The sequence below is a fragment of the Candidatus Glassbacteria bacterium genome (assembly GCA_019456185.1).
Classification (GTDB): domain Bacteria; phylum Gemmatimonadota; class Glassbacteria; order GWA2-58-10; family GWA2-58-10; genus JAJRTS01.
Map to the genome: position 1 here is coordinate 1 of VRUH01000011.1, position 21,411 is coordinate 21,411.

The 21,411-nt window shown below is 59.5% G+C and carries 17 protein-coding genes; 13 read left to right on the plus strand and 4 right to left on the minus strand.

Annotated features, from left to right (window positions below):
• Positions 1 to 30 precede the first annotated feature (30 nt).
• From FVQ81_05960 to FVQ81_05985, 6 genes are all read left to right on the plus strand, one after another.
• Entirely contained in the window at positions 31 to 1,029 is a 999-nt protein-coding gene (locus FVQ81_05960) for a hypothetical protein (protein ID MBW7996109.1), read from the plus strand.
• Between the two features lie 243 nt (positions 1,030 to 1,272).
• Complete coding sequence (locus tag FVQ81_05965) at positions 1,273 to 1,716, plus strand: Rieske 2Fe-2S domain-containing protein (protein MBW7996110.1); 444 nt, start codon at positions 1,273 to 1,275, stop codon at positions 1,714 to 1,716.
• A gap of 4 nt (positions 1,717 to 1,720) precedes the next feature.
• On the plus strand, positions 1,721 to 2,812 hold the full coding sequence (locus FVQ81_05970; GenBank protein ID MBW7996111.1) for a cytochrome bc complex cytochrome b subunit: 1,092 nt from the start codon (positions 1,721 to 1,723) through the stop codon (positions 2,810 to 2,812).
• Between the two features lie 54 nt (positions 2,813 to 2,866).
• Positions 2,867 to 4,144 carry a hypothetical protein gene (locus FVQ81_05975; protein ID MBW7996112.1) on the plus strand — a complete coding sequence of 426 codons (1,278 nt, stop codon included), beginning with the start codon at positions 2,867 to 2,869 and terminating at the stop codon, positions 4,142 to 4,144.
• 126 nt (positions 4,145 to 4,270) lie between these two features.
• Entirely contained in the window at positions 4,271 to 4,894 is a 624-nt protein-coding gene (locus tag FVQ81_05980) for a hypothetical protein (GenBank protein MBW7996113.1), read from the plus strand.
• On the plus strand, positions 4,884 to 5,213 hold the full coding sequence (locus tag FVQ81_05985) for a helix-turn-helix domain-containing protein (GenBank protein ID MBW7996114.1): 330 nt from the start codon (positions 4,884 to 4,886) through the stop codon (positions 5,211 to 5,213). The genes FVQ81_05980 and FVQ81_05985 overlap by 11 nt, the downstream gene beginning before the upstream one ends.
• Positions 5,214 to 5,451: 238 nt before the next feature.
• On the opposite strand, the gene FVQ81_05990 is transcribed toward FVQ81_05985, so the two are convergent.
• A complete protein-coding gene (locus FVQ81_05990) occupies positions 5,452 to 7,860 on the minus strand; it encodes a T9SS type A sorting domain-containing protein (GenBank protein MBW7996115.1) in 2,409 nt (802 codons plus the stop codon).
• Positions 7,861 to 8,690: 830 nt separating this feature from the next.
• Between FVQ81_05990 and FVQ81_05995 the strand changes: the two genes are divergently transcribed.
• The 3 genes from FVQ81_05995 to FVQ81_06005 are packed head-to-tail and all read left to right on the plus strand — an operon-like array spanning position 8,691 to position 12,695.
• Complete coding sequence (locus tag FVQ81_05995) at positions 8,691 to 10,055, plus strand: acetylxylan esterase (GenBank protein ID MBW7996116.1); 1,365 nt, start codon at positions 8,691 to 8,693, stop codon at positions 10,053 to 10,055.
• Positions 10,056 to 10,091: 36 nt separating this feature from the next.
• Complete coding sequence (locus FVQ81_06000) at positions 10,092 to 11,234, plus strand: mechanosensitive ion channel family protein (protein MBW7996117.1); 1,143 nt, start codon at positions 10,092 to 10,094, stop codon at positions 11,232 to 11,234.
• Between the two features lie 30 nt (positions 11,235 to 11,264).
• Positions 11,265 to 12,695 (plus strand): hypothetical protein, encoded by a 1,431-nt coding sequence (locus tag FVQ81_06005; GenBank protein MBW7996118.1) that lies wholly within the window; start codon positions 11,265 to 11,267, stop codon positions 12,693 to 12,695.
• Positions 12,696 to 12,804: 109 nt separating this feature from the next.
• Here FVQ81_06005 and FVQ81_06010 read toward each other — a convergent pair whose 3' ends face one another.
• Positions 12,805 to 13,806, minus strand: coding sequence for a hypothetical protein (locus tag FVQ81_06010; GenBank protein MBW7996119.1), 1,002 nt, complete (start codon positions 13,804 to 13,806; stop codon positions 12,805 to 12,807).
• Positions 13,807 to 14,157: 351 nt separating this feature from the next.
• Here FVQ81_06010 and FVQ81_06015 point away from each other — a divergent pair, with 351 nt between their 5' ends.
• Entirely contained in the window at positions 14,158 to 14,790 is a 633-nt protein-coding gene (locus FVQ81_06015) for a hypothetical protein (protein MBW7996120.1), read from the plus strand.
• A 165-nt stretch (positions 14,791 to 14,955) separates the two neighbouring features.
• Here the strand turns inward: FVQ81_06015 and FVQ81_06020 are convergent, their stop codons facing one another.
• Positions 14,956 to 18,270 (minus strand): DUF5107 domain-containing protein, encoded by a 3,315-nt coding sequence (locus FVQ81_06020; GenBank protein MBW7996121.1) that lies wholly within the window; start codon positions 18,268 to 18,270, stop codon positions 14,956 to 14,958.
• Positions 18,271 to 18,424: 154 nt separating this feature from the next.
• Between FVQ81_06020 and FVQ81_06025 the strand changes: the two genes are divergently transcribed.
• Both FVQ81_06025 and FVQ81_06030 read left to right on the plus strand, forming a co-directional pair.
• The gene (locus FVQ81_06025; protein ID MBW7996122.1) at positions 18,425 to 18,958 is read left to right on the plus strand and encodes a methylated-DNA--[protein]-cysteine S-methyltransferase; all 534 of its coding nucleotides are present in this window, start codon (positions 18,425 to 18,427) and stop codon (positions 18,956 to 18,958) included.
• 44 nt (positions 18,959 to 19,002) lie between these two features.
• Positions 19,003 to 19,662, plus strand: coding sequence for a class I SAM-dependent methyltransferase (locus FVQ81_06030; GenBank protein MBW7996123.1), 660 nt, complete (start codon positions 19,003 to 19,005; stop codon positions 19,660 to 19,662).
• Positions 19,663 to 19,664: 2 nt separating this feature from the next.
• On the opposite strand, the gene FVQ81_06035 is transcribed toward FVQ81_06030, so the two are convergent.
• Positions 19,665 to 19,865, minus strand: a complete 201-nt coding sequence (locus FVQ81_06035) for a helix-turn-helix domain-containing protein (protein MBW7996124.1) — start codon at positions 19,863 to 19,865, stop codon at positions 19,665 to 19,667.
• Positions 19,866 to 20,259: 394 nt separating this feature from the next.
• Here FVQ81_06035 and FVQ81_06040 point away from each other — a divergent pair, with 394 nt between their 5' ends.
• Positions 20,260 to 21,375, plus strand: a complete 1,116-nt coding sequence (locus FVQ81_06040) for a helix-turn-helix transcriptional regulator (protein ID MBW7996125.1) — start codon at positions 20,260 to 20,262, stop codon at positions 21,373 to 21,375.
• Positions 21,376 to 21,411 lie beyond the last annotated feature (36 nt).

A 21,411-nucleotide genomic window follows, 5' to 3' on the forward strand; every position in this document is an offset into this window, starting at 1 on the left:
TCTGCTGATTTCACCGGGGGCCAGGCCGGAGTGAGCTGTTTCACGTGCCACGACGGTCCCAGCGGTCACCCGGCGGCCGGCTGGCTGGATGCCGCCGGCGAAAATTTCCACGGCCTCGACGCCTCCACCCGCGGGCTGGATGATTGCGCCCGCTGCCACGGGGCGGATTTTAGCGGCGGACTCAGCGGCCAGAGTTGCTCGGAGTGCCACAACAGTGAAAGCGGGCACCCGGCCACAGGCTGGCTGGACAAGACCCACGAGGATTTCCACGGCGGCAGGATGGCCGGGACCGGACTGGACTACTGCGCCGGCTGCCACGGCAACGATTTCACCGGTGGCGACGCAGGTGTCAGCTGCTACACCTGTCACGACGGTCCCAGCGGACACCCGGCCACAGGCTGGCTGGATGCCGCCAGCGAAAATTTCCACGGCCTGGCCGCCAGCAGCCGCGTGCCCACGGCCTGCGCCGCCTGCCACGGAGAAGACTACAGCGGCGGAATAAGCGGCCAGAGCTGCACTGTCTGCCACGCCTCGGAGAGCGGGCACCCGTCCCAGGGGTGGATGGATACAGCCAGCCAGAGTTTCCACGGCGTGCGCCTGGCGAGTTTCGGACCGGAATACTGCGCGGGCTGCCACGGAGAAGACTATCAGGGCGGTTATGCACAGCTCGGCTGCTCGGTCTGCCACGACGGCCCCAGCGGCCATCCCAAGACCGGCTGGCTCAGCTCCACGAATGCCGATTTCCATGGACTGGACGCATCGAGCCGCGGTCTGGCTGCCTGCGCCGCCTGCCACGGCGAGGACTTCACCGGCGGGATCAGCGGCCAGAGCTGTACGGTCTGCCACGCCAGCGAAAGCGGGCACCCGGCTACCGGCTGGCTGGACAAGACCAATAACAGTTTCCACGGCGACCGTACCGAGACAATGGGCGCCACCTACTGCGCCGGCTGCCACGGGGCGGATTTCACCGGGGGCGATGCCGGAGTGACCTGTTTCACCTGTCACGGCGACGTCTGGTCCGAAGATTAAGAAAAGTTCAGCTGATCGCCGGACCCTGCGATTCCCCGGGGTCCGGTTCATTGAGAGGAACGGTTCACCTAAAGAGCGGCGGGGACGGAAGTCGCTTCAGGGAGAACGTATCAGCAAGCCCGGTACTCTCCTGTAGAGGGCCGGTATTCACAGATCACTAATTGTCTGTATCTATTGTCTGGATCTAGATATATTATATAAAATTGAACTCTGCTGCACGCTAAGCCGAAAGGAACCTGCCTGATGGCCGGAGGCAACGATACCGGACGGAGAAATTTTCTGAACTGGCTGCTGGGCGGCGGCGCCGTCACGTTTCTGGTGGCGGTCACCTACCCTGTTTTCAAGTTTCTCACCCCGCCGCCCACTCAGGATATTTCGGTGGAAGCTGTCAGCGCGGGCACCGTGGACGATTTCGGGAACAACAGCAGCAAGATCATCAAGTTCGGCAGCCGCCCGGCGCTGGTGGTCCGAGACCAGAAGGGCGAGTTCAAGGCATATATCGCCATCTGCACGCACCTGGATTGCACTGTCCAGTACCTGCCGGACGATTCGACTATCTGGTGTGCCTGCCATAACGGCAAGTACAACCTGAACGGGATGAATATCAGCGGCCCGCCGCCGAGCCCACTCACCGCGCTGCAGGTAAACGTGCAGGACGGTGAAGTATTCATTTCCGAGGAGGCCTGAGCAGATGTCGCTCAAGAAATACTACGACCAGGCCTACGGCTGGGTCAACGAGCGGATCGATGTTGACGGGATAATCAGCTTCATGCGCCATAAGGAAGTCCCCGCCTCCAGCGCATCGATTTGGTACTATTTCGGCGGCGTCAGCATGTTTCTGTTCATCGTCCAGGTGATGACTGGAATCCTGCTGCTGATGTACTACCGTCCCGGGCCGGACAGCAGTTACGAGAGCCTCAGGTTCCTGGTCAGCGAGGTCCATTTCGGCTGGCTGGTGCGCGATATTCATACCTGGAGCGCCAACCTGATGGTGTTCTTCGTGTTCGTGCACATGTTCAGCGTCTTTTTTCTCAAGAGCTACCGCAAGCCACGCGAGATGACCTGGATGAGCGGCATGGCGCTGCTGATCCTCACCTTTACGTTCGGCTTCAGCGGCTACCTCCTGCCCTGGAACGAACTGTCCTTTTTCGCCACCAAGGTGGGCACGGACATGGCCGGCAGCATACCGGTTATCGGCGAGTTCATCCTCCGGCTTCTCCGCGGCGGCTCGGATGTTACCGGCGCAACGTTGAGCAGGTTTTTCGGCCTGCACGTGGCGATCCTGCCCGGTATCACAACCATGGTGCTCGCCTTACACCTGTTCCTGCTTCAGCGCCAGGGAATGAGCAAGCCGATGAGCATGGAACACCTGCCGCCTGAGCAGCAGCGGGTGATGCCGTTCCTGCCGAATTTCGTGCTGCGCGAACTGATATGCTGGATGTTCGCCCTAGCGATTATCAATTTCCTGGCCGTGTTTTTCCCCTGGGAGCTGGGAGTAAAGGCCGACCCATTCGCTCCGGCCCCGGCCGGAATCAAGCCCGAGTGGTATTTCTTGTTCATGTTCCAGACCCTCAAGATGCTCCCGCCCCATATCGGGCCGCTCGAGGGTGAGCTGGTGGGGCTGGCGGTGTTCAACCTGGGGGCGATAGCCTGGTTCTTCCTGCCGCTGTGGGACAAGTGGAGCGGCACCGAATCGCCCAAAGCCAGGCTGATTACCTGGATGGGCACCGGCATCGTGGCCTTTATCGTAATCATGACGGTTGTGGGCTACATGGTACCCTGAGCCGTTTTGCGTGTGTTTACCGCCGGCCCGGCGTGGGCCGGAAGGACGATCCTGATGAGTAAAAAGTCGGTAACAGCATTCGTGGCAGCCTGTCTCCTGGCGCTGACAATGCCTCTCGCCGCCCAGCAGCGGAGTTCATCGCAGCAGGTGAACAACTGCGAAAAATGCCACGGCAAGCTGATGCGTAAATACTCACAGCCGGTCAAGCTTTACGAACAGGACATCCACAACAGCGTCGGCATCCTCTGCAGCGACTGCCACGGGGGCAACCCCTCCAACGAGCGCCGTCACGACCGCGAAGATCCCGCTCAGGATTTTCTCGGCGTTACGGAACCGGCGGATATTCCGCAGATGTGCAACAAATGCCACGGCGATGCGACCTACATGCGTTCGTTCAATCCTTCGCTGCCCGTGGACCAGATGGAGAAATATGTCACCAGCCGCCACGGTCAGCTGCTGCTGGAAGAGGGCGACACGCAGGTGGCCCAGTGCGTGAGCTGCCACAGCGTCCACGATATCCGCCGCGCCGGCGAGCCCGGTTCCCCGGTCTATCCGCCGAACCTGCCCCAGACATGCGCCAGGTGTCATTCCGATGCGGAACACATGGCCGACTACGGGATTCCGACCGACCAGTACGAGCAGTTCGCCTCCAGCGTGCACGGAGTACCGCTGCTGGAACGCGGCGATGTGGCCGCGCCGGCCTGCAACGACTGCCACAGCAACCACGGGGCGTTTCCGCCCGAGGTCAGCGATATCTCCGCGGTCTGCGGTATGTGCCATGTTAATAACCAGACTCTCTACCGCCAGAGTTTCCACGCCGAGTTTTTTGAAATGCTGGAAAGCCCGGGTTGCGTCACCTGCCACGGCAACCACGGTATCGCACCCCCTGACGACGCCATGCTCGGTGAGGGCGATGAGTCGGTGTGCGGCGCCTGCCACGAGCAGGAAGCAGACGATCCCGGTTTTGCGGTCGGCCTGGCGATGAAAGCCACGCTCGACAGCCTGACGACGCTGATAAACTCCGCCGAGGAGTTGGTGGAGCTGGCCGAACAGAAAGGGATGGAGACATCCGATCTCGCTTTCCAGCTTCGCGACATGCGCCAGAGCTACACCCAGGCCCGGACCCAGGTGCACACGTTCGACGACTCCATCGTAGCGGCCTCAGTCCGCCCGGGGCTGGAGCTGGGCCACCAGACCGCCGCCGAAGCCAAGATGCTGCTGGAGGAGCACAAGAGCCGCCGCTGGTGGCTGGCCGGGGCCACCCTGATCCTGCTGATGGTGATCGGCACGCTGTACCTTAAGATGCGTGAAGTTGAGGGCGGGCAAAGATGACCCATGGCTGTTTTTGAGGCTGGTAATAGTTTGTCTTTTGTCCATTGACTTGGCTGATTTTTTTTGTTATTATGGTTTGTATTACAAACTGGTTTGTTTTGATATTACCTTTTTCTGGAGGAAACCGTGCAAAATCAACCGGATTTGATAAAGCTACAACGTAAGTCGTTCCTTCATCTGGAGCAGGACGGCCTGATGGAGATATATGGCGGCCTGTTGATCATTGCAGCGGGCCTGTTATGGAAATCTATTTTTGTGATTCTAATAATAAGTTTAGCAGGTGTACTTGGTCCCCGGTTTGTTGAGGAGTTCAGGAGAAAGTACACTTACCCTCGGATCGGCTATGCAAAATTCATCAATAGTGGCCAAGACCAGAGAGTCATCTTTGTTGTCTTGTTCTTTATCATTTCATGCATTGTTTTCGCAATAGTATTCCGATTGAAACTTGATAGTAGTGATTTTCTTCATTATGGGGGCATATACCTGCCTGCTTTGGGTGGTGTGGCTATGGCGGCAGGTTGTATTGTTTCGTATTATAAATACGGCACTTACAGGTACCTCCTGTACTTTCCAATATGTCTTGGCCTTGGTATTTACTTCTCATTCTTCAATGCCTTTCCCATCGACACTAAATTATCCGCCATGCTGCTCGCTGTTGGCTCTCTAATCCTTTTGACAGGATTGCTTGTTTTTTACCGGTTTGTACGGAAAAACAGGTTGCATACAGAGGTAGAGTTCAATGGGCAGTAAAAAACAGACCAAAGAGCATCTGCACACCCTGGCGGAAATCGACAAGCTGATCCACGAGCCGGCGCGGCTGCTGATCCTCTCCCATCTCTATGTGATCGAGGAGGCCGATTTCCTGTACCTGGAGCAGCAGACCGGCCTGACGCGCGGCAATCTCTCCACCCACCTGAGCAAACTCGAGGACGGCGGGCTGGTGGAGATCGAGAAAGGGTACGTCGGCAAAATCCCCAGAACAGTGGTCAGGATGAAGCAGGACGGCCGCGCGGCGTTCGCCTCGTACCTGCGGCAGATGAAAAACGTGATCGACAAGCTGAGCGAATGAACTGCCCCCCTCGGGGAGCACCAGCGTATGGGGGCGGGCGGCGCCGGTGCATTTGCACCGGCGTCCGTGCGGACAATTCTCCGCACGGATGCGCGCACGCTTTATGCGCGCGCCGCCCGCCCCCAGCTCACGTGTTCCGCAAAATGCTTGGGGCTATTCTATGGCTGATACACAGAAAAGGCGGCGGCCCTCGATGGGCCGCCGCCTTTTTACAATCAACATGCTTGAGAGAACTGGCTTACTTCAGCATGACCATCTTGCGGGTCTGGGTGAAGTCTCCGGAGACCATGCGGTAGAAGTAGACACCGCTGGAAACTTTCTGCCCGTTCTCGTTGGTGCCGTCCCAGAATACGGTGTAGGTGCCGGATTCCCTGGCGCCGTCCACCAGGGAGCGGACCAGGCGGCCGCGCACGTCGTAGACCTTCAACGTAACCTGGCCGGCCTTGCCCTCGGCCACCGCGAACTGGATCGTGGTGCTCGGGTTGAACGGGTTGGGAGCGTTCTGGCCGAGAGTGAAAGCCTTCGGCAGGCTGCTCGCACCGCTGCCGTCACCGAACAGTGCGACCTGGAAGGCCGCTGCCTGCTCGCTTGTCAGCTCCAGCTGCTCCATCACGCTCTGGACATACTGGATCTGATCGGCGCTCAGGTCCATCCGGGTGTGGATCAGTTCCACGCCGCCGGTCGCGGCCAACATCGTGCCGCCGCAGGAGCCGGCCCACATATCGCTCAGAACTTTGAGCACGTCGTTGAAGTCATAGACGTAGTCGCCGTTGCGATCGATACAGGCCTGGGTGTTGTCCTCGGCGCCCATCAGGATCAGCTTGACAGCGTCGGCGATACCGAGCTTGCCGTCGCCGTTGATGTCGCAGCTCAGGCACTCGGCACTGGCGAGCACGCGCTCGAGAGCGTCAGCCAGCAGGGCGACGGACATTGCCGGATTGTGCACACCCTTACTGCCATCGTAGTCGACGATGTACCAGTTGAATGCTGCTGTCAACTGATCGGGTGTGATGTAGTTGTCCAGCACGTCGGCGCTGTCGTATGCGGGCAGACCTGCCAGACGGCCGCTACGGACTACAGGAAGTCTTACCTGCAGCTCGTTGAGCATCAGGCTGACCTTGGTCTGCACGCCGTGATAATCGAAATCCTCGCCGATGCCGGGATGGCACTCGGTGCAGGCGTCGGTGAGGTGAACATCTTCCGTCATTACCACGGTGTTAACCGTATCGCCGGCGGAACGGTGCATCTTGAAAGTATGCCCGCCAACGATATTAGCCAATTCACCTTCGGCTTCAGCCATGTGGCAGTTGACGCAGCGCTTTTCATTCAGCGTGCCGTGAGGATTACTGGCAGGCATCGTCTTGTCGGGGTTCATCCAACCGGCCATGTTGTCCAGCATCTCGGTCTGGTGCGAATGGTGAGGCACCTTGCCGGGATAGTCCCTGCCATTGCGGAAGTGATGGCAGACCGTGCAGGCCTGTGACGCGGTACCGTCGGTCTTGTACTTCGGCTCTCCGGTCTCATCGTCCAGGTAGCTGTAATCGCCTGCAAGGCGGAGCTGGTGTTCCACGGTCTCTTTGTGCGGATCGTGGCAGACAACGCAGGACTGGCCGTTGGGAACCGTGTACGGAGCGGTGAGTTCTACCTGCTCGATATTCTGCTCGAAGAATCCCTCGGCGGTGTGGCAGCCCACGCAGGAGCCGCTCCCGGCGAAATGCTCATCGGGCGAGACATCGCTGCCGTGCGCAGAGGTAACCCACTGGGTCGCCTGTGGATGGTGGCTCGGGGAGTCGTGGCAGTATTTACACAGCTCGCCGGACTTGGTAACCGAAAGCTTGGTTACGTTGGACGGGTGCTCGCTGCCCGGGCCGTGGCAGGACTCGCACTGCACGCTGGCCATCTCGGCCGTGGCCGGGTAGTTGTCCACCAGGTCCTGATAGTTGCCGACCATCAGGCTGTCGGGATAGAGCCAGCCCTCGGCCAGAGCCTCGTCATCGAAGCCGCCGTTGACAGCCATCGAGTCGGGATCGTAACCGGTTGTGTGGCAGCTGTTACACGACTCCCTGATATGGCTGCTGGTCACGCCGTCCAGGTCGCGCTCGGTGATCGTGGCGTGGCCGGTGGCCAGCCAGTCGGTGTGCTTTTCCGCGTGGCACAGTGCGCAGTTGCCGGCGGTGATACCGACATAGTTGGCGCCGTTGATCACCTGCGTGGCCGTGCTTGCCGCACCCTCGCCATCGGTGTAATCCAGGGTAACGGTGTACTCGCCGACCATGTCAACCACGAAATACACTTCGCGGTCGGTGGTGCCGCTCAACTCGGCCGCGGAACCCACCGGAGCGGTCAGGCTCCAGGCATAGGTTCCTTCGTGAAGGCTCATCAGGTAGGACGGCTGCCCTACGCCGATCACCGACAACGGAGCTGCACGCTGGGTCGTCAGTTCGTAGCGCTCCACGTCCTCGTCCGAGTAACCCTTCAGCTTGATCTGTGCATCGTTGGCAAATGCCGCCGATGTCATCAACAGACACAAGCTGAGCGTCATTAAAATAAGCATCAATTTCCGGGACATTTTACCTCTCCATTTTAATGGAGCAACTCTTAAAAACGTATCGCGGGAGCGAATACACCCGCTGAGGGTGGGAAACATCCGGGCCTGGAACGCTCACTGAACCGGGCCCGGTTAGGGGAACATGGTTGACGTCCCCTGATAGTAACTGCTCTGCTGCATATGCCTCCTTATTCAGTGGTTTCACGTTTCGGGTCGAAGCCTTCTGTCAATTCAGGACAACTCGGCTTCCAGGATTCGGCTCACTTCATTCTCATCGAGACCGTAGAGATCCACCAGACCTGAGCGAACCATCGCCGGACCCCCTGAGAAACTTCCCGTTGGTGACGCGATAGAAAATCCTCTGCCCCTCCTTGCGGGAAGTGATAATTCCCCGGTCCTTGATGATCCGCAGGTCCCGGGAGACACTTGACATGCTCACGATAGCCGAGCATGCAGAGAATTTTCAACCTGATGGCATTCCGGAAAACAGAGCAAAAATCCGCCTGGTTACTGAACAACTCGTCGAGACAGACGCCTTGCGGGGTTAATGTCATCGATTCAGCCATGGTACCGTTTTCCACACGAAAAGATAAATGATTCTCAATCTCTTCAGAAAATGCCGGCTACTGGTGCATTTCCCCTCTTAAAAGGATATTCTAAATTACTAAATTGATAAAACTTTGTCAATAGTAAACCCTGATTTAATTTACTCGAACAAGCTCCAATGTTTTTTCCAGTGCTGCATTGCCAGAGGCTTTTTTCCATTTCTTTCAACGGAATCCGGCCCGAAAAGATTACCTGTCATTAACTATCAGATCCGCTACCTGGGACCCGCATTGAAATATTGACCTGACGCGGCAATTGCTTTATCAATTAAGCTGCTTTTCCCCACGGTATCGTCTTGTCGTCAATCTGACGGATTCCGCGTGATGTCATGCAGTTCCTACATTCGCCGGCTCCTTGTATCGATAAGCCTGGCGGCCGCTGTTTCCTCGACCCCTGCTCCCGCGGCGGCCTGGGACAGAGGTACGGTCGCCTATGGCGGCCCGCGCGCCGAACTGGCTCCCGTTCTGCCGGATAGTTCCTCTCATCTGCTGGGAGGTTCCGTTTCCGGACCGAAAGTGGGGATCCGGATTTCAAACCTGACCGGCCGGAGGATTGAACGCGCGTTCCTGTATCTCGGGATCACCGATTTCAGCGGCCGCGGAATCCAGGACTTCAAACTGGAAACCAGCCTGAACGCCTCCGGGGATACCGTGCTTTATGTCGATGCGGACGGGCTGGCCGGCTTGCCTGGGTTTTACGACGTTCGCGCGCTGCTGTTCAACAGCGGACAGGAACTGGGGGAGCTGGAGTTCTCGTTCGGCTACGATCTGACCGGCCTTGACCACGACTACTCTCCCCCGCTCGATTTCGACAGCTTCTGGCGGGCCACGCTGGACAGCCTGAACGCAGTGCCCCCGGCACTCAGCACTGTTCCGGACAGCGAACGCAGCAGCGACGAGGTGGAAGTTTACCGGATCAGCTACTCCAGTCTGCATGGGGTCCGGGTAGACGGTTGGCTGACATTGCCGACCGCCGGGAAAGGTCCCCTCGCGGGTCTCGCCTTCTTTCCGGGTTACAGTTCCGGGCGGATCAGTCCGGCGACAGACTACTCACGGCGGGGCTATGCCGCAATCAGCATCCAGGTCCGGGGTTATGAGGTTGACCGGGAAAGCTACCCCGAGAACAACAGCCGTTACATGACTATCGGTTGTGAGCGGCCGGAGAGTTATATTTATCGCGAGATCGTCTGTCACTGCCTGCGGGCGGTCGATTTGCTGGCCGCTCGCCCGGAGGTTGACGAAAACCGGATCGGTGTTGTGGGCGGCAGCCAGGGCGGCGGGCTGGGCCTGCTGGTGGCTGGGCTCGACCCGCGGGTCGCCGCGGTGGTGGCAAGTGTGCCGTTCCTGACCGACTTCGAGCGTTCGATGACGATGAGCGGAGCGCCGTTCCGCGACCTGGTGCGCTATATCGAGCAAAAGCCCGGCAGCCGGGATCAGGTAATGAACACCGTGCGCTATTTCGATACCGTCAGCCTGGCCGGCCGGATCAAGGCCCCGGTGATCGTTTCGGCCGGGCTGTTCGACCGCACCTGCCCGGTGCCTTCAATTTACAGGATGTACCACGAACTTGGCTCGGTGGACAAGCGGATTGAAATCTATCCCTGGCTCGACCACCTCGAGGTCGGACGTCCGTTCATGCCCGTGGCCCGCCAGTGGCTGGCCGCCCATCTGCCGCCTTATGGAAATTGAACTCTTTAAAACTCAGACGAGGTATCCCGACTTACGATGGACATTCCCGGATTAGATAATTTCCTCCAGGGCCGGTTCATGGGGCAGGAAATCTACCGCTACCTGATGGCCTTCGGCGTGGTGCTGGCCTCGCTGGTGGCCCGCCGCGTGTTCGACAAGGTGATCTCCCGCACCCTGCGTCGCTGGGCGGAAAAAACATCGTTCAAGTACGATGATATCCTGATCGAGTCGCTGATCCCCCCGGTCAACGCGCTGGTGTTCAGCCTGGGTATCTTTTTCGCTATATTCAGTTTCAGGCTGCCGACCGACCCCTACGACTTGCCGCGGACAATCACCCAGGCCTACCATGTCACTCTCTCGCTGATCGGCGTCTGGGTGGCGTATCGCCTCTGCGACCTGATCGCCGAGGTCACCCGCAGTTTCCTGGCCCGGCAGGACGAGGAGCTGGCCGACCATTTCACTCCGCTGGTCCGCCAGGCGATCCGGGTCACGGTGACGCTGGTCGGCGGTATCATGATCATTCAGAACCTGGGCTACTCGGTAACCAGCCTGGTGGCCGGCCTGGGGATCGGCGGCCTGGCGATCGCCCTGGCGGCCCAGGACACGGTGGCCAACCTGCTCGGCACGGTGGTGATGTTTACCGACAAGCCATTCAAGATCGGCGACTGGGTCAAGTTCAACGAGGTTAACGGGTTCGTGGAAGCGTTCGGTTTCCGCAGTGTCAAGGTGCGCACCTGGTCAAATACCCTACTCTATGTCCCGAACAAGATGGTGACCAGCGAGATAATCGAAAACTGCACCAGCATGCGCAAGCGCCGGGTCAAGATGACCGTGGGAGTGCAGTACGACAGCCCGCCGAAGGCGGTGAGCGAGCTGGTGCGGCGGATCGAGGAGCTGCTGAAAAACGACGAGGGCGTGAACCAGGAATACATGCTGGTCAAGTTTACGGATTTCGGACCCAGCTCGCTGGATATCTTCATCTACTATTTCACCTCCAGCACTGTCTGGGCCGAGTACCTGGAGGTCCGCCAGCGGATCAACCTGGCGATCATGGAGCTGGTGGAAGAACTCGGTCTGTCGTTCGCATTCCCCAGCCGGACGCTCTATTTCGGAAACCGGCTTGAACTCAGCGATTCGCGCGGCGACCTCCGCTCCGGCCATCCCGGCGGCGATTCATGAAAACGGTACCGTTAACCGGATGCGGTAACAATGCGGCTTCTCACCATTGACTGCGGCACCTCGAGAATCAAGGCAGGCGTATTCCATACCCCTAAGAAACTCAGAGCGCAGGGCCTGCTCTCAGGCGCCGTGCGTGCGCCGCTGCGGCTGTGGATCGAGGAGCTGACGACCGTCCCCACCGAGGGCACACACGCCAGCCGCGACCGCACCCGGATCGACGTGGACAGTTACATGGACCGGGTCATCCGCCTGATCTGGCGGGTGGTGTCCGAGCTGAAAGAAGACGGGACCACTATCGATGCGCTCTGTCCGGCATTCAGCTGCCCCTCGCTGGTGGCGCTCGACAACCACCTGCGGCCCCTGCATCCGGCCCTGACCCATGTCCACCGCGAGAGCATGCCGCACGCCCGTGAGCTTGTCAGCCAGATCGGCTGGGAAAACTGGCTGAAAAAAGCCGGCAACCTCCCGCTGCCCGGATCGATTACCGCCAGCAGCATGCGCTGGCTGGCCGCGCACCAGCCCCATGTCGCCGCCGTAGCCGCCCACTGGGTACAGTTGCACACGGTTCTGCTCCTCCGCCTGACCGGCGAACTGATTACCGACCATACCCAGGCAGCCTACACCGGGCTTTACGATTGCAGGGGAGCAAGCGGCTGGCTCGACGACGGGTGGCTGGAGCAGTTGGGCGTCAGCCGGTCCCAGCTCCCCGAGATCGTCCCCGCCGACTCGATCGCCGGCAAACTCACCAGGCAGGCCGCCGCCGAAACGGGTCTTAAAAAGGGTATCCCGGTAATCACCGGCGGCGCAGATATTCCCACCGGCCTGCTGGCCGCGGAGGAACTGCAGGCGGACTGCGCGCTGAACATGAGCGGCAGCAGCGAGATCGTGGCCGCCAGTTGCGAGGGATGCCCGGAACCCGGCGAAAAATACCTGATCCGGCCGCACCTTCAGCCCGGACGATGGACCGTGGTGGTTGTCAGCCCGGTGGGCGGCGAAACCCTCTGCTGGTTCCGCGACAGGTTCTGCCGGGAAATCAGCCCGGGCAGGTTCTGGGACTGGGTGATGAAGCTGGAGGAAAGCGTGGACTCGGTGATCGGCAGCCAGTTGCTGGAGGAGGAGCAGGGCGAGAGCCTTGAATTGCTGCCCCACCTCTTCGGCGACATGCACAGTTTCCAGCAGCGCAAGGCCGGGTTCGTGGGGCTTACCAGCTCCACCACTCGCGAGGACATGCTGTGCGCCGTGCTGGCCGCTTACAGACGCTGCCTGCGCGAGGCGGGACGTGACGTGGCCGCGGTGGTGGCTCGGCCCCTGTACGCGGCGGTCACCTCCGGCGGCTTCGATATCGCCTCGCTGGCCCACCACCGTCGCAGCGCGTTTTACCGCTCCAACCTGTTTCCGCTCGAAGCGGCGGTGATCCGCGGCGCGGCTGTGCTGGCTGCCCGCGCGCTGGAAAGATCCTGATTATTTAACTTATTCAACAACCCGGGAGAGTTACCTCCTTAGCAACAAAACGGGCGCACCCATGTGTGCGCCCGCGTTGCTGTTATGCTCATTTATGCCGACAGCCCGCTCAGACCCCGAACACCCAGCCGGGCACTTCCATCCGTGCGCCCTTGGTGGGATCGACTATCTGGTTGACCCGCAGGTCTCCCACCAGGTTCACCAGCGCGCGCGCCTCTTTTTTATCCCGTCCGCTGACCGCGCTAAGCAGTTCCACCATGTCGTCGGCGGCCTGCCAGCAGGCCTCGTTCAGATCCTTCATCGCGCTGACCGTGGCGACAAACTCCCGGCGCAGGATCACCGGCCTGGGCGACAGCGGCTCCGGCAGGGCGCGGAACCTGGCCAGGACCATCGAATCGCACTCCAGCCCCTGCCCCGCGATCTCGCCGTCACCCTGCAGGGCGTGAGTGTCGCCCATCCCGAACATCGCGCCCTCCACTCCCGCAGTGAACGCCACCGTGCTGCCCGCGCGGACCTCCTTGCAGTCCATGTTGCCGCCGGTCTCGCCGGGAGCGCGGGTGTCGAGGCTGCCGGATGCCGGAGCCACTCCCAGGCAGCCCAGCATCGGCGAGAGCGGTAGACGGAGATTGTCGCTGAACTGCACGTAACCGTCGGAAAACTCGTACACCCTGCCGCTGGAGTAACCCCAGTCGCCCACGTGGATCTCCAGGATATCCACCGCCACGCCATCGCCCGCCGCCACTCCCTTCACGTAAACGGGTCCGGTCTGCGGGTTGATCTTGTCGCCGGGACCCGCCTTGCGGAACGTTCCCCCGCGGGTAACCAGCCCCGGCAGGCCGTGGCCCAGCTCCACCATCACGATTTCCCCCTGCTTCACCGTGTACGCCGGCTCCAGCTCCGGAGTCCACTCGGTAAAATCTTGCTCCTTGCCCAGCACCCGCACTCCGCTGGTGGACGGCTGGGAGGCGGTCAACACGCCGGGCGCCAGCTGGCGGTTTTTTTGCTGTGTTGAGCCGGCCATACCGGCTTCCCGTGCAGTTGCGTCACAGCCGGTGGCGATACTGCCCGCCGCCCCGGCGGCCAGGCACTTGAAAAACGTTCCGCGGTCCATATGTACCTCCACTGGTTTCCATAGTTGTCCTGAAATAGCACAACTCCACGTTGCCCGGCAATCCACTGGGTGTCAAGGGCAATTGCGTTCCGGTAGCAAAAAAGGCTATCGCGGAATTTCTCTTGAGCACAACCCGCATCGCGAGTACGTATCTTGAAAACCGCCGAGACTACTATTCTCATAATTGTGATTCGTTTTTCGTATATGAGAATATTATTCTTACGCGGTAAAACTATCGAATTATATCCTGTGATTTTTCATACTGATAGCACATCTTCGACCTTTTGCATGATTTTTGCATGGTATAGGTATACTTGCTCCGTTCGTATTTTTGGGAGATTGGAGCGACACATGGATCTCAACGGCCATTTTCAGGACAGGAAATCCGCTTCGTATATTATTTGTGCTTGGGTCTCCGCAGGTATTGTTGTATTTTTTCTTCGAGAATCAATTCCGGACATGTGCTGCAACCTGTTCAAAATGTCTACCGAGGCAGCAAATAACATAACAATAGCATTAGTTGTGGGGGTTCCAATAACTGCAGCGTCACTCTCAACTCAACAACTGTTTGTAATCAAACGTCTTAACAGAGAAATAAAACAAGGGATTGAAGACTCCTTCTCATTCCTGTATATCGTCCTTGCGAGGATTCCTGGCAAGCCGCTACTTTATCAACCCCGACTACAAAACGCTCAATATGATCGAGAAATCAGTCTACTGATACAGTCTTCAGATGATCTTGAATTCAAAACCTCACTACGAAATCTTCTCACTACATTAAGTCACAAAAAGTTATTCAATAAAGCTGTTAAACATGGTATTCAGTCCGGTAATTTTATATCTGAAGACTGTAAGAATCACTATTGTTACAGTTCAAGCGTCAATGGATTTCATGCAGAGGAATTCCCTGCAGAAAAAGAACAGTTGTACCGCGATTTAGCGACAATCTTGAATAAATACCTTTGGCAATGCCCTACAACATAGATAAGATCCCGCAAGTCATTCTGCCATGATGAAGAGGCAGTTGCAACTCTAGCAGCATTTTCACTTCTATATTTTTCCATATCCCATAAGTCGATGCGTATCACTTCCCCTCTTGGCCACCCCAATCAATTCATGATATTCACCACCGCAGTATATCCTTAATAATCACTCCGGCAGCGGATCGGGAACATCGCGGCGCAGCTCGAAACGCGGGCCGAGATTATCGGGCATGATCCGCACCGCCTCTCGCAGCAGCCGCGCGGCTTCTGCCGAGTTTCCCTCGCGTTTGTGCACCAGGGCCAGCAGGTAGTGGGCGTCGGAGCGATGGTCGCGCCGGTGGTACTCGAGCTGGCTGGAAGCAAACACTTTCATCGAGGCCAGGATTCTCTCCGACCCGGCGGTTTCACCCAGTTTCTCCAGGCTCAGGGCCATGTAGTAGTTCCTGCTGTTCCAGCTGTCGCGGTCGACGGCGAGCTGGTCCCAGCCGGTGGAACTCTGCTGGAATGCCTCGCGGGCCTCGCTGTCCCGGCCGGCCGCTTCCAGCACCAGTCCGCGGTAGTAGTGCAGGCGCGGGGCGCTCTGGAACTGGAAATCATCCACACCCAGGTTGCTCGGCGGGAACTGCGCCTGCCGCAGATGTTCCAGGGCATCGTCGTACCCGCCCCGCTCGAACTCGCGGGCGGCGAACCCGTACTGCAGCCAGCGGAACTTGTCGCGCAGGGAATAGTCACGGTGGCGCTGTTCGAACTTGTGGCTGGTGAACAGGCTTTCGGCGGCGGCCAGCTCGCCGGCGACCAGGTTGGTCGCGATCAGCCCCTCGATAATCCGGTCATCCCCCGGCGCGCGCTCCAGCGCGCGCCGCAGCAGGGTGAGCTGACGGTCGAACTGGCCCTCGCGGCTATAGAGGAAACCGAGGTCGGTAAACGTGCGTACGTGGTCCGGGTTCAGCTCGATCGCCCGCTCCAGATGCTCGGCCGCCGGCTCGATCCCGTAACCGTTTTCATAGTAGGCCATCCCCAGGCTGCGCTGGAGGCTGAAATCGCCGGGGTTGCTCCTCAGGCCCTGTTCCCACTGGAATATCGCATCCTCACGGCGTTCCAGAAAGTAGAGCAGGCAGCCCAGCTGGAAGCGGGCCACGGGGTCGGAGGGGTCGTGGGCAATCGCCTCGTTCAGCGGCCGCAGGCTCTCGCGGCGGAACGGGAAGCGGTCGAGATTGCCGCCGGAGGTCCGGCCACGGGCGAAATACTCGCCCGCCTCGCTAAACCGTCCCAGCGCCCGGCAGCTCGACGCCAGCGTATAGTAGTACACCGGCGGCGTACCCCAGACCTCGCGCCGGCCGTCCTCCACCATCCGCAGGACCTCGATTGCCCGTTCGTGCAGTCCCAGAGCGCGATAGACAGCCGCCAGCTCCAGCGCCTCCTGCGCCTGCCCGCCGAGAGATTCCGCCAGCCTGGCCTCGAGCGAATCCCCGCCCGCCAGGCGCGACAGTTCGGCCACAGCCCAGCGGCTGGTGGGGTCTATCTCCAGCACAGCTTCCAGTTCCCGCCGGGCGTCGCCGCCGCGGCCGAGTTCTGTGAAGACCATCGCCAGCAGGTTGCGGGCGCTGAGGTTATAGCCGTTGGCCCGGACGGATTCGCGGAGGTGCCCGGCGGCCGTTTCGAACTCTCCCCTGTGCCAGGCCAGCCGGCCCAGCAGGTACTCGCGCTGTGAATAGTATTTATCCGGCCGGGCGATATAATAGAGGTAGCGCTCAGCCCGGGCCGTGTCTCCCTGCTCGAAGAGCGAAAGCGCGGTGTAGTAGGAGGCCTCGTCATTGTACGGGTCGCGGTCAAGCACCTGCCGCAGATGCGCCAGCGCGCTGTCTGGTCTGCCGCGCTCGTAGTGGACCAGACCGAGGTTGAGATGCGCGCGGGTGTAGCCGGGATCGGTTTCGAGCGCCCGACGGAGCTGCGAGACAGCGGACTGGGTGTGCATTTCCTTGATCTTGGTCTCGGCGTCCAGGACCAGTTCCTCGAGCGTCATCTCTCCGGGGTTCCTGGTCGGCCGCTCGAGCTGTTCGGTGAAAATAGTATAATCCCTGCCGCCGGGGCTGAGATCCGGGCGGTTCCAGCTGAAGACAGTGTCGCCCGCCGCATCGGTAACAGTTACCTGCATTCGCGACAGGCCCGCGCTGTCGGCCCGGAGATTGTTGACTGTCTTCCCGAACGGCCTGGCGGGAGAGAGGTCCGCGGTGACGCTGAGGATTTCTCCGCGGGCGGCAGTGACTGAAATGCGTGCTGATGGAATCTCGCGGCGGACGCACAAGCCGATCTTGACCTCGCTGTTCCTGCCCCCGGGGTCCGGTTCGACTTGCAGGTTGAGAGACAGGTCCACGGTCGTGGTGGTCATCCCGCCGATCCCGGCCACGGGGAACCACCACTCGCGCCAGCCCTCCCAGGTATGGGGCCGCAGCCACTCGTAGTGACCGTCCCATACGTTGCGCCCGCTCTGTATCTCGATATAGGGCCCGGCGTTGTCGGTGTAGTTGGCGGCGACATGGCCGGCGCGTTCGCCGGCGCCCCAGGTCCAGGTTTTCATCCCCTGCACCACGCGTCTGTCGGCCCAGCGGAATGTTCCGTAATCGTCGCCGTAGTCGTAGGCGCCGAGGAAATTGTCGTAGATATCGATGCCGAACACGCCGAGCATGTGCCGGTTGTTTTTGAACCAGCTGAAATCGACCCCGTTGTAGTAGGGCCAGCCGGCCACCTCGGCGGTGGTGTGTCCGATCGTGCGGGTCATCGGATAGACGAATCGCGTGTCCCGGTCGACAGTAACGCCGGCGTTGATCCAGAACATGTACGGCCGCCGCCCGTCGTGGGGGTTGTAGCAGAACACGCCGATCTCCATCGCCGCCAGCCCCGGTGTCAGACGCGCCACGAAATTAACCTTCATCCGGAAGAACGGGTCGATACTGCTGAGCACCACCGATGCGCCGCCGTCCGGGTGACGGATGACGCGGTCGAACCAGAACGGCTCGCCGTTGATCGTGAGGGTATGGTGATCGTACGGGCCGGTAATCTCGATATTGCCCACCAGCCAGGCCCTGCGGGGGTTGGCCCCGCTCCACTTGAGCACGTCGTTCTTGTAAAACACCTCGCGCCCGTTTACCTTGTCGTAGAGCGAATAGATCCGGCCGCCGAGCTCGGGAACGACTGTCATTTTAAGGTATTCGTTCTCGACAAAGACAGCCCGGAAACTCCGTTTTTCAGGGCCTCCCGGCCGGTAGGGACGCAGGAACTGCGGATAGGGATAGGTGCCCTCGACAGTGGAGTGCTCGAAGAGCGGGGGTTGGAGTTCCCGTCCGCTGAACTCGTAGACCGGCAGCTCCACAGTGCCCTCGTAAACATCTACCTGGCTTGGCGATGCGGCTGCCGTGGCTGCTGAAAACAGTGAAAGGAAAAACATCCGAACGATCAATCGGCATACGGTTGTTGACTTCATTCAGGACCACCTCTGCTCGTATTGTGTTGACTGGACAGTTATTTTCTAACAAGTACCGGATGGAAAATCAGTCTGACAATTTAGACTAATCGGCCAGCCGATTCAAGAGGGTTGGGCCAGTCAACTTTGACTCGAACAGGACCATGGAGCCGTCATGGCAGCCCGGATCAGCATCTGCGCAATCAACAGCCCACTTGGCAAACTGCACCTGGCCGGCAGCGGCGGCGCTCTGGCGGGAATTGAATTTTCGGGGCCGAAAACCGCCGATTCCCGCGAGGCCCTGCACCGGCGCTTGCGCAAGCGTTTCGGCGCCGAGGTCGAGATAGTCGAGGAGGCGGGGCCGTTGAACGGGGTAATCAGTTGGCTGGAAGACTATTTCGCCGACCCAACCGCCGCCGGCACCTACCGCGGACCGCTCGATTTCGGCGGGACTGATTTCCAGAAACTGGTCTGGATGCAGCTGCTGAAAATTCCCGCTGGCCGGACGCGGACATACAGGGAAGTTGCGCTGAGGATCGGCCGGCCGGCAGCAGTCAGGGCTGTCGGCTCAGCCTGCGGGGCCAACCCGGTACCGATCGTGGTCCCCTGCCACCGGGTGGTGGCCAGTGATGGGATCGGGGGATTCGGCGGTGGGCTGGAACTGAAACGCAGGATGCTGGCGGCCGAGGGAGTAAAGATCGACAATTAATATTGGATGAGCGAAAAGATCACCACTCAGTGGAGGAGGCATCGATGATCGAGATCAAGGCCGTACAGACATTCGTGATGGTGGCCGCCGCCGCACTGGCCCTAGGCGCCGTAGAGTTGATGGCCCAGCACCAGCACAGCGGCGGCGGCAACCCGACCCGCTACGAGAGCGAGGGCCGCGACGAGTGGCAGAAACCGGATAAGATTGTCGGACTGCTGGATTTAAAAGCCGGCATGGTTGTGGCGGATATCGGCGCCTCGAGCGGCTATTTCAGCAGGCGGTTCAGTAAGGCGGTGGGAGCCTCGGGGCGCGTGCTGGCTGTGGACCTGGACACCGAGGCCCTGGCCTGGCTGGCCAACAAGGCCGATGAACTCGGCATGAGCAATATCGACACTGTCCACGCCGATGCGGACGATCCCCACCTGCCGGCAGGAAAGGTGGACCTGGTGTTTTTCTGCAATACGCTGCACCATATCGGCGACCGGGTGGAATACCTTCGCCGCCTGAAAAGCGCGCTCAAGGACGACGGGCGGGTGGCCGTGTTGGATTTCTACAAGAAAGACCTGCCGGTGGGACCGCAGGGCCCGGGGCACAAGCTGAGCTGGAACGAGGCTTACCGCGCCCTTCGCGATGCAGGCTACAAGGTGGTCCGCGAACCCCAGCACCTTCTTTACCAGTATTTTATTATCGCCAGGCCGGAGTAGTTTCAGCCAAACGGTTCTTCCAGGATCTCCGGCAGGGTGTCCGAGCGGATCACCACCCTGCCGGCGAACCGCCCGGCCACGATCCCGTATTTTCCCTCCTCGATCCAGCGCCGGACAGCAGATTTGGAGACTCTCACCGGCAGTCTCTTGACCGCCTCGCTGATCGTGATCCATTCGGCGCCGCTGCATTTTTCCGGAACCATCGCCCCTCCTTCGTTTTGAATTACAGATTGGCGGATAATCATTTCCGCAAGAACCAGTACCTTAACCAGCCCTCTTTTCCGAGGTAGCAGTTTGGCGGGAATTCAGCAATCCGGTTTACTTTTGAAAAAAATGCGAATAATCTTGACTTTGGCTGAATTGCGTGATAAGCTTGTATAAGCTCCTTGATTTGAATATCACATACTATTCGTCCTGTTCATTGTGATCCTTTGCTCGTATATTAGTTCTTGATTTGGATTTTTAACATATAATAAGAGAATATCCATAAGTCCTTGCTTTTCGTATTCTATCTTAGCACATATATTGCGTTTTGTCAATATTTATCTCGTTAGCTGTCACGTTCAGTCCACCACTCTTTGAACGACGAGGCCCCTGATGTGCCCCAAAAAATCGACCGGGACCGTTGTACAAAAAGGCGGCGAGGTGGAACAGCGCTTTAACCGCCTGTTATCAGTGATGAAAGAACGTTACCTGGCTGCGGGTTACGAGTTCGATGACGTCCATCTGGCGGAAATCCTGGAAGTCCACGACGGTGTTTTGCGCAAGGGAAAGTCGACTAGCGTATCCCCGGCGCTGGCCAAGTCCGTCGGCAGGACGTGGCAGGTGGACCTGAACTGGCTCCTGCTCGGCAACGGGGAGGAGCCGGACTCCGCCGGCCTGCCGGACGGGATCAAGAAGCTGGCCGACGAAACCAGGATCAGCCGGGGACGCTGGGACGAGCACAGGGTCCGCAGGCTGCTGGCGGAAAAGAATCTCAGCCAGCGAGAACTCAGCGGCCTGCTTAAGACCGACCCTCAGCGCGCAGGAAACCTTGTGCGCGGAACTCTCCGGGACGCGTCCCTTAGAAAAAAACTGGCCGCTATTCTCGATGTGGAACCAGATACGCTGTTCCTGGTTTCGCGCTCACGGCTGCAGAGGATTACCGGCAGGAGCGGACATGCCAGGAAACGGTTCACCGCCGCCGAGGTCCGCAATGCGCTGGCGGTGATGCTGGACCGCTATCTGGAACCGGCCCTGTCCGGCACGGATGGCACAGCCGGAAACAACGGATTCGAATCCACCGAGGTATTACTGAGCGTGCCCCCGCCCCCTCCGCAACTGTCCGAGAGCGAGAGGGATCGCTACCTCCGGAACCGCGAAGCCCTGGAGCGCTGGAGCAAAACTTCGGTCGCGTTCGATGTTCCGCCGGCGGTGGTGGGCCGGTATTGCCGGGAAGTTGTCGGTTTTTACGACGGCGGCAGGCTTGACGATGTCGGAGGTATTCTCCGGGATTTCATACAGGAGGAGTTCCAGATGAGCGACGGCAGACCGGAGGATCTGACCGGGATGATAGAGCTGAAAAACGGTGTCCTCGCGATCGGAGGGAAGGAAATAGAACTCGACGACCCTGAATTGCTGGCGAAACTCCCCGAATACCTGGCCAGCGAGGCAGGCAAGCGAAGGCTACTGAGCTGGCTCAAGGAAAATATTAACAGGCAGCGCTCAGAGTAGGCCTTCCACGGCCTCGATGGCCCTTTGCTGAACTCG

What these genes read in the sequence shown, in the direction of transcription:
- FVQ81_05965 (MBW7996110.1), top strand. Translation starts at nt 1,273, where the DNA reads ATGGCCGGAGGCAACGATACCGGACGGAGAAATTTTCTGAACTGGCTG.
- FVQ81_05970 (MBW7996111.1), top strand. Translation starts at nt 1,721, where the DNA reads ATGTCGCTCAAGAAATACTACGACCAGGCCTACGGCTGGGTCAACGAG.
- FVQ81_05975 (MBW7996112.1), top strand. Translation starts at nt 2,867, where the DNA reads ATGAGTAAAAAGTCGGTAACAGCATTCGTGGCAGCCTGTCTCCTGGCG.
- FVQ81_05985 (MBW7996114.1), top strand. Translation starts at nt 4,884, where the DNA reads ATGGGCAGTAAAAAACAGACCAAAGAGCATCTGCACACCCTGGCGGAA.
- FVQ81_05990 (MBW7996115.1), bottom strand. Translation starts at nt 7,860, where the DNA reads ATGTTTCCCACCCTCAGCGGGTGTATTCGCTCCCGCGATACGTTTTTA.
- FVQ81_05995 (MBW7996116.1), top strand. Translation starts at nt 8,691, where the DNA reads ATGTCATGCAGTTCCTACATTCGCCGGCTCCTTGTATCGATAAGCCTG.
- FVQ81_06000 (MBW7996117.1), top strand. Translation starts at nt 10,092, where the DNA reads ATGGACATTCCCGGATTAGATAATTTCCTCCAGGGCCGGTTCATGGGG.
- FVQ81_06005 (MBW7996118.1), top strand. Translation starts at nt 11,265, where the DNA reads ATGCGGCTTCTCACCATTGACTGCGGCACCTCGAGAATCAAGGCAGGC.
- FVQ81_06010 (MBW7996119.1), bottom strand. Translation starts at nt 13,806, where the DNA reads ATGGACCGCGGAACGTTTTTCAAGTGCCTGGCCGCCGGGGCGGCGGGC.
- FVQ81_06015 (MBW7996120.1), top strand. Translation starts at nt 14,158, where the DNA reads ATGGATCTCAACGGCCATTTTCAGGACAGGAAATCCGCTTCGTATATT.
- FVQ81_06020 (MBW7996121.1), bottom strand. Translation starts at nt 18,270, where the DNA reads ATGAAGTCAACAACCGTATGCCGATTGATCGTTCGGATGTTTTTCCTT.
- FVQ81_06025 (MBW7996122.1), top strand. Translation starts at nt 18,425, where the DNA reads ATGGCAGCCCGGATCAGCATCTGCGCAATCAACAGCCCACTTGGCAAA.
- FVQ81_06030 (MBW7996123.1), top strand. Translation starts at nt 19,003, where the DNA reads ATGATCGAGATCAAGGCCGTACAGACATTCGTGATGGTGGCCGCCGCC.
- FVQ81_06035 (MBW7996124.1), bottom strand. Translation starts at nt 19,865, where the DNA reads ATGGTTCCGGAAAAATGCAGCGGCGCCGAATGGATCACGATCAGCGAG.
- FVQ81_06040 (MBW7996125.1), top strand. Translation starts at nt 20,260, where the DNA reads ATGTGCCCCAAAAAATCGACCGGGACCGTTGTACAAAAAGGCGGCGAG.